Origin of the sequence: Blautia sp. DFI.1.216, assembly GCF_020594215.1 — a bacterium.
Lineage (GTDB): Bacteria > Bacillota > Clostridia > Lachnospirales > Lachnospiraceae > Blautia_A > Blautia_A wexlerae.
In genome coordinates this window covers 21,045-27,751 of sequence record NZ_JAJDML010000048.1, presented here as the reverse complement: position 1 = coordinate 27,751, position 6,707 = coordinate 21,045, and the positions used below count along the sequence as shown (strand labels likewise).

General features: G+C 40.7%; 6 protein-coding genes. All 6 read right to left on the bottom strand.

Translation table 11 applies throughout. The features are described from left to right. Positions 1 to 317 precede the first annotated feature (317 nt). The 6 genes from LJE11_RS20885 to LJE11_RS15250 all read right to left on the bottom strand — a co-directional run bounded on the left by LJE11_RS20885 (position 318) and on the right by LJE11_RS15250 (position 6,571). On the bottom strand, positions 318 to 419 hold the full coding sequence (locus LJE11_RS20885; protein ID WP_368199626.1) for a DUF6783 domain-containing protein: 102 nt from the start codon (positions 417 to 419) through the stop codon (positions 318 to 320). A 479-nt stretch (positions 420 to 898) separates the two neighbouring features. Continuing rightward, complete coding sequence (locus LJE11_RS15270) at positions 899 to 1,123, bottom strand: acyl carrier protein (protein WP_008708237.1); 225 nt, start codon at positions 1,121 to 1,123, stop codon at positions 899 to 901. A 67-nt stretch (positions 1,124 to 1,190) separates the two neighbouring features. After that, positions 1,191 to 2,390 (bottom strand): diaminopimelate decarboxylase family protein, encoded by a 1,200-nt coding sequence (locus LJE11_RS15265; RefSeq protein ID WP_161276555.1) that lies wholly within the window; start codon positions 2,388 to 2,390, stop codon positions 1,191 to 1,193. Further along, positions 2,387 to 3,907: an amino acid adenylation domain-containing protein gene (locus tag LJE11_RS15260; protein WP_161276554.1), complete on the bottom strand. Its 1,521-nt coding sequence runs from the start codon at positions 3,905 to 3,907 to the stop codon at positions 2,387 to 2,389. The genes LJE11_RS15265 and LJE11_RS15260 overlap by 4 nt, the downstream gene beginning before the upstream one ends. 185 nt (positions 3,908 to 4,092) lie before the next feature. Beyond that, the gene (locus LJE11_RS15255; protein ID WP_055054256.1) at positions 4,093 to 5,073 is read right to left on the bottom strand and encodes a hypothetical protein; all 981 of its coding nucleotides are present in this window, start codon (positions 5,071 to 5,073) and stop codon (positions 4,093 to 4,095) included. After that, on the bottom strand, positions 5,060 to 6,571 hold the full coding sequence (locus LJE11_RS15250; RefSeq protein WP_020993151.1) for an MBOAT family O-acyltransferase: 1,512 nt from the start codon (positions 6,569 to 6,571) through the stop codon (positions 5,060 to 5,062). Before LJE11_RS15250 ends, LJE11_RS15255 begins: the two co-directional genes overlap by 14 nt. Positions 6,572 to 6,707 lie beyond the last annotated feature (136 nt).

Below are 6,707 nucleotides of genomic sequence, written 5' to 3'. Positions count from 1 at the left end.
CTTGCGACAGCTTGTTTACTTTATCACATCTCTTTTTCTTTGTCAAGAACTTTTTCAAGTTTTTTTTCAAAGTTTTTCGAACTCTTCCGGATTTCGGAACTGTTCTTCTGATCTGTGATTGTCGGCTCTGTTCAAGCGACTCAATTACTTTAACACGTTTGTTTCAAGTTGTCAAGCACTTTTTTAAATTTCTTTTTTCTTTCAGAAATCTATCTGAATTGTTTTTATCTAATAAACAATTATTTCCGACAGCTCATCTAATATAACACCGAAAAACCACAATGTCAACAGTTAATTTCATAATTTGACAAACTTTTTTATTTCCGCCTTACTACGGCAACCGAATTCGGGCAAAATATACCGCAAAGTGGGGCGTACACATTGTGGAAATGATTTTTTAAACACACTCCTAGATTCATCCAGTCCACATCAGACATTCATCCCATCCGACACCTGGATTCTATCCATCCACCTTCATCCTCCCCCGCCCTGCACACAGCACTCACATACCATATATACACAACGCCCCAGCTTTTCCGTCCCCTTCATACTATATAAGAAACTTTTCTATTCCACAAAACTAACAGATCACCATTCCTCTTCTCCCTCAGCCGCCCAGTCACAGCCAACTGCCAGCAAAGCCCAATAATTCCTATCGAGCGACATTTGCAGGATCTTTAGAAAATCTTAGCCCCGCAAGATCAGCGTTATTCGCAGATCACTCACTGTCTGAGCGCAGCGAGTTTGAGTTATCTGCGAATGCTTTTAGCTGATCTTGCGGGGCTTAGCTTTTCTTAAGGTCCGAAACCGAGCCGATAGGAATTATTGGGCTTTGCGTCCCCCTTTTAACTGATTTTATGAGAACTACTATAATCCCTGTCTGCTTTGTATAAATAAATCAACCTTTCAGTCTGCACACCATATCCCACAGTGCTTTTGCAGAGTTAAAATTCTCCGGGATAATATCTGCCGGAGTGATAGTAATGTCATAAGTATCCTGCAGTTCACTTACAATAGACAGGATTGCAAAGGAATCAAGAATTCCATCGTCAATCAAAGTATCACAGTTTTCAAAATCTGCATCCGGCTGGATCTCTTCCAGTAATTCAATTAATTCTTCCATTTTTTCATATCTCCTTATTTTTTGTTTTTTCAGCAATTCCATTATTTTTCGGTATTGCCATGGTCTTTTATTTCTCTGAATTTAAAAGATCTGTATGTACACCATCCCGCACCATGCGCAGTCCCTCTCCCTCTGTCCAGAAATAGATTCTCGGAAGAGGACGGCTCAGGAATAAATAGATTCCTTCTGTAACGGAATAAGCACCTACCCGTTCAAATACCAGTATATCATGAAGCTGCGGTTTGTGAAGTGGAAATCGCTTTACGACCACATCGCTGACCGTGCAGAGTGCACCGCAAAGATTCCAGGATTCATCTTCTCCCCCTATCTTCTCATTTCCTTCTGTATCAAGCTGTGTACAGTACGGCTGTTTCATTGCCATCGCCTGTCCATAATAATTCAGATGATTGATACCACCGTCCATGATCACATACGGCTGTTCTTTATTCACCTTCATATCCACGATTGATGTCACATAATATCCACAGGCTGCTGCCAGAAATCTTCCCATCTCAAGAACAACCTTACCCTTGAAATTAAGACTTTCCAGAAGTGCTCTGAACTCACTCAGAATATTCTCCACGTCCTCGCTCTTATCCTTCTTAAAATATGGGACAAAAAATCCCGGACCATACTCAAGCACCTGTGCTTCAAATCCACTCTCAGATTTCAGCTCCCCGATAAATTCATCCAGATGCTCCAGCTCTGTTTTCATCTGACTGAGATCTTTCTTCTGAGTTCCGGAATAGAACTGAAGTCCCTCTATCTCAACCCCCGGATAATCTGTTCTGTCAGAAATGATTTTCCTGATATCTGCTTCATCTACGCCAAACTGATTTCCGCTTGTCACACGAATCAACACCGTAATCTTCATGCCAAGTCTCACTGCAGTATCATTCAGAATCTGTAAATGCTGCAAAGACTCTACAGTATACACTCCCTTTCCTCCATATGTAGAAAGTACATATTCCATATCTTCAGGGTTCTTATACACACCCGAAAGAACAATTCTCTCCATCGGCACACCAACACGCTCACAAATTCGAAATTCACCCGGTGAGCACACTTCAAATGTAGGAACCACATCCATCATGGGTCCTGTAAGAAAAGGGTTTGCTTTCATAGCATAACATAACTGTGTGCTCTCTCCAAGACAGCTCTGCACTTTTTTTACAAATTCCTTCATCTTATCCAGGTCAAAAACATAAGCTGGAGTTGGAGTATGTTCTTTCTCGATCAGTTCTTTTATAAATCCATAGGAACTCATTTCTTTTCCTCCTGATACATAGCTGTAAGAGCTTTTCTGTCAATCTTTCCATTCTTTGTAAGAGGCATGCTCTCCACCTGGCGGAATACATTCGGAACCATAAAAGCAGGTACATACTGCCCCAACGCTTTTGCCAGCGGTCTTCTCTCAATATCTCCTTCATAAAAAGCTACGATTTTGCTTTTAACTGTATCAAAAATACAGCAGCTTCTCACAATCTCCGGAACCTTATCCATAGCAGCCTCGATTTCTCCAAGCTCAATACGATGTCCCATATGCTTAATCTGGAAATCCTTACGTGTTGCAAAGCACAACTCACCACGTTCATTATAATAAGCAAGATCACCGGTTCTGTACATTGGCTCCAGATATCTGTCATTCAGTGGATTCTGAACAAAAACCTTCGCAGTCTGTTCTCTGTTTTTGTAATATCCCAGTGCAAGTGCACTTCCTGTTACGCAGAGTTCACCATTTTTATTTTTCTCTGTGATCAGCTTGTCTTCTTCATCCAGAAGGAATACTTTTTCATTTGGAAACGCCTTGCCCATAGGAAGTACATCTCCAGGCTGGAACTCCCTGTCTACAATATAATACGTACAATTACATGTGATCTCAGTTGGTCCATAAATATTTACATACATAACATCCGGCAGATATTTTCTCCAGATATTCAGATGTTTCACAGGCATAGCCTCTCCTGAGAAAAGAATCTTCTTAATCTTATCCGGAACTTTATATTCAAATCCGTTCAAAGTTGAAATAATACACAGCGCAGATACCGCCCACACCAGCGTGGTCACTTCCCTCTCGATCAGATAGTCAATCAGCTTCATCGGGAAAGAGAATAGCTGCTTCGGAATAATCTGGACAGTTGCTCCTGTCTTCAGTCCGGAATAAATATCTTTAACAGATACATCAAAATCCCAGGGTGCCTGATTTCCCATCACATCTTTATCTGTAATATCAAAAAGCTCTGTAAAACAATCGATAAAATCAAGCACTGAACGATGACCTACCACAACTCCCTTGGGAACTCCTGTTGACCCGGAAGTAAAAATTCCATACAGCGGATCCACATCCAATGCCTGTTCTCTGATCTCATTCAGCACAGCTTCATTCTCCTGCTCAGCAACAAGATCCGGAGCCATCAGAACCTTTCCTTTGAACTCCAGTTTCTCCAAATCCTTCAGATATTTCTCAGATGTAACGATCACATCACTGTCCAGAATTCCAAGAATCTGCTGAAGTCTGCTCGCCGGCTGTTTGGTATCCATCAGTACATAAAAGCATCCTGCATAAACAGCGCCCATGAAAACCCCGATGGTTTCTACGCTCTTCTCCATAAATACAGGCACCGGATTTCTCGGTGTGAAATGTTTCGCAAGTGCAGTTCCTGTTCTGCGTGCAGTCTGCTCCAGTTCTTTAAATGTGCAGGATGTATGTTCATCTGCAAAAGCTGTCTTATCCGGATATTTCCGTGCGGATTCTTCAAGATATTCCAGAATACTTGTCTTCATATATAATTCCTCCCCTCTGTACTTCACAAGGTTTTTTATTCATTTTACTACTGTCTGTCCTATTTTCACAATATCAACAAGTAAATATTTACAATTAAAGCAGGATACTTATTCGATTCAAACTAAATCTGGTAAGTTCCTGCTTCAATTACCAGTAACGATAATCAGTAGTTACTATTAACTGATCAATTTTTCTGTCCAGTGCTCTCTAAAACTTGTGCCAGCACTTCAGAATATTCTTTTGCGGCATCTCCATTCATATGTCCGTCATAATCTGTATATGCTTTCAGGTCATGTGTAAATGCCTTAAAATACTGCGTATTAAAGTTAAGATACTCTACGCCCTGTTCTTCAAAGAACTGCCCGAAATATTTCCATGCTGCATTATAACTGTCACTGTAATCCTTCAGAGTATTTATTGGAATTGGCGTAGTTACTGCAACAAACTCTATATCATTTTCCTTGCAGAATGTGATCAGCTTCTTCAGATATTCCATGTTCTCTTCGTTTACCTTACCCTCTTCATAGAGCTTAGGTTCTGATTTCTTAAGCTTTGTCACATCCACCGGATATCTCTCAATAAATCCACTTTCATGATATTCCTGAGAATCACTCTTCAGATGAGATACGTCATAATCACCCGTTACTTTCTGAGTAAATGTATCTTTGACTTTCGGCAATTCATAGCTGAGAGAATATTCATACCATGGGAAAAGCACAGTACGGAAATTACATTTCGCAATAGAATTCCAGAAATATTCTACCTTTGCTTTTGAAAATGGAAACTCATGATAAAAAAGCAGGTAGTTATTTCCTTCTTCCTTTTCAGATACAAAATATCCCGGGTCAACCTCATAGATAATTCTCTTCGGATTCTGTTTCTCTTTGATCAGTTTAGTCAGATAATACGCATCGATTCCATACTCGCCGCCAACGCAAAGATTATGTCCACTGCGTCCGGTAACTTCCTGCATCACCTCCGGATCAATATCCATCTTTCCATGGGAAGTTCCCACGATAATGTCATCAAACTGCTGTGTCACAACTGCATGCACATCATTTCTCATAAATGTACATGGATAAAGTGCCAGGTCAAGTGCTGCCAGAAGAGCCACACACACGACCAATACCAGGAACGTTTTTAAAACTTTCTTAAAATTGTGCATAAATAAATCCTCTCGCTACTGCTGTTGATCCGAAGAATCCGATGGATGCCAGCAGACAAAAATAAATTGCTACAGTAATTGGCAGACTCAGTCCTGCAAGTGATTCTCTTATCTTCATGCCACGTTCCTGAAGGACACTTACAATAAACAGAATGATGCAGCCTGCTGCCAGGATTGCCAGCGCATAAGGGGTAAAAGCAGTTCCCTCTTTACCGGCCGGGATCAGCAGTAACTGTGACGGTGCAAACTTTGTGACAGAAAGCTTCATCATATGAAAAGCCTGTCCTACTGTGTCCGCTCTGTCAAAAAACCAGCTGATATTTACAAGGATAAAAGTACGGATGATCATAAATACATGATACCAGTTCTCTTTTCCAGTGATGTTGAATTTCTTTTTCCAGTTTCTGTAATGCTCTGCCATAAGTCCGCTGAAAGCAATGATAATACCATTGTACATACCGTATACAATGTACTTCCAGGCAGCACCATGCCATACACCAACAACGAAGAATACGATCAGATTCGCCAGACAGATTGGTAATGTACGTCCGGTCTTTTTGCCAAATACCTTCTTGCCCCATTTGCCAAATTTTCCCATCCACTTGGATAATGTCACAGGATAGAACACATAATCCTTCATCCAGGTACCAAGAGTAATGTGCCAGCGGTGCCAGAAATCTGTAATGGAAATGGAGAAGAACGGACGCTTGAAGTTCTCATCCAGCTCAATTCCAAACATAGACGCAATACCAATTACCACATCCATACCACCGGAAAAATCTGCATATAGCTGAACTGTGTAAAATAATACGCCAAAGATTGCCAGTCCGCTGTACTGATCCGGATTGTCGAAAATCGCATCTACAAACACTGCTGCCCAGTCCGCCAGGATCATCTTCTTAAAAAATCCCCAGAGAATGCGCTCAAAGCCTCTGGTAATATTCTTACCTTCGAATTTATGAGGTTCATAAAGCTGATGTGCCAAACGACTGTATCTTCCGATTGGTCCCTGCAGAATCTGTGGAAAGAAAGAAACAAACAATGCATATTTTACAGGATTCCTCTCCGCATCACATCTCTTCCAGTACACATCCAGAAGATATCCGGAGGATTGGAAAGTGTAAAACGATATTCCCAATGGAAGCAGGATTTCCATTCCTCTTAAATTCATATGAAACAAAGCATTGAGGTTCTCAATCATAAAATTTGTATACTTTATCACTCCAAGCATACCAAAATTCAATATTAATCCAAGCACCAGAAAATTTCTTGCACTTTTGTGGCTTCCACCTGCCTCTGCCTTTTCAACTGCAAGTGCAATCCCCCAGGTAACCAATGTGGAAAACAGGATAAATCCCACGTAACGGACGCCACCTGCCAGATAATAAATATAGCTGAAACATAACAAAACCAGCCACTGAAATTTGTGCGGCACAATATAATAAACAAGCACACTCACCGCCACAAACAGTAAAAACAAGTTTGAAACTAATGACATGATCTTTCTCCCTAAATATGTACAATTCTTCAGTTGTACTTATAATAAGGGCACTGCACTATGTTATTCCCTCAGATAATGCAGTGCCCTGTTTTATTATACTTTTTAATGCATTTTCCCTTTACAACTGCTGAAT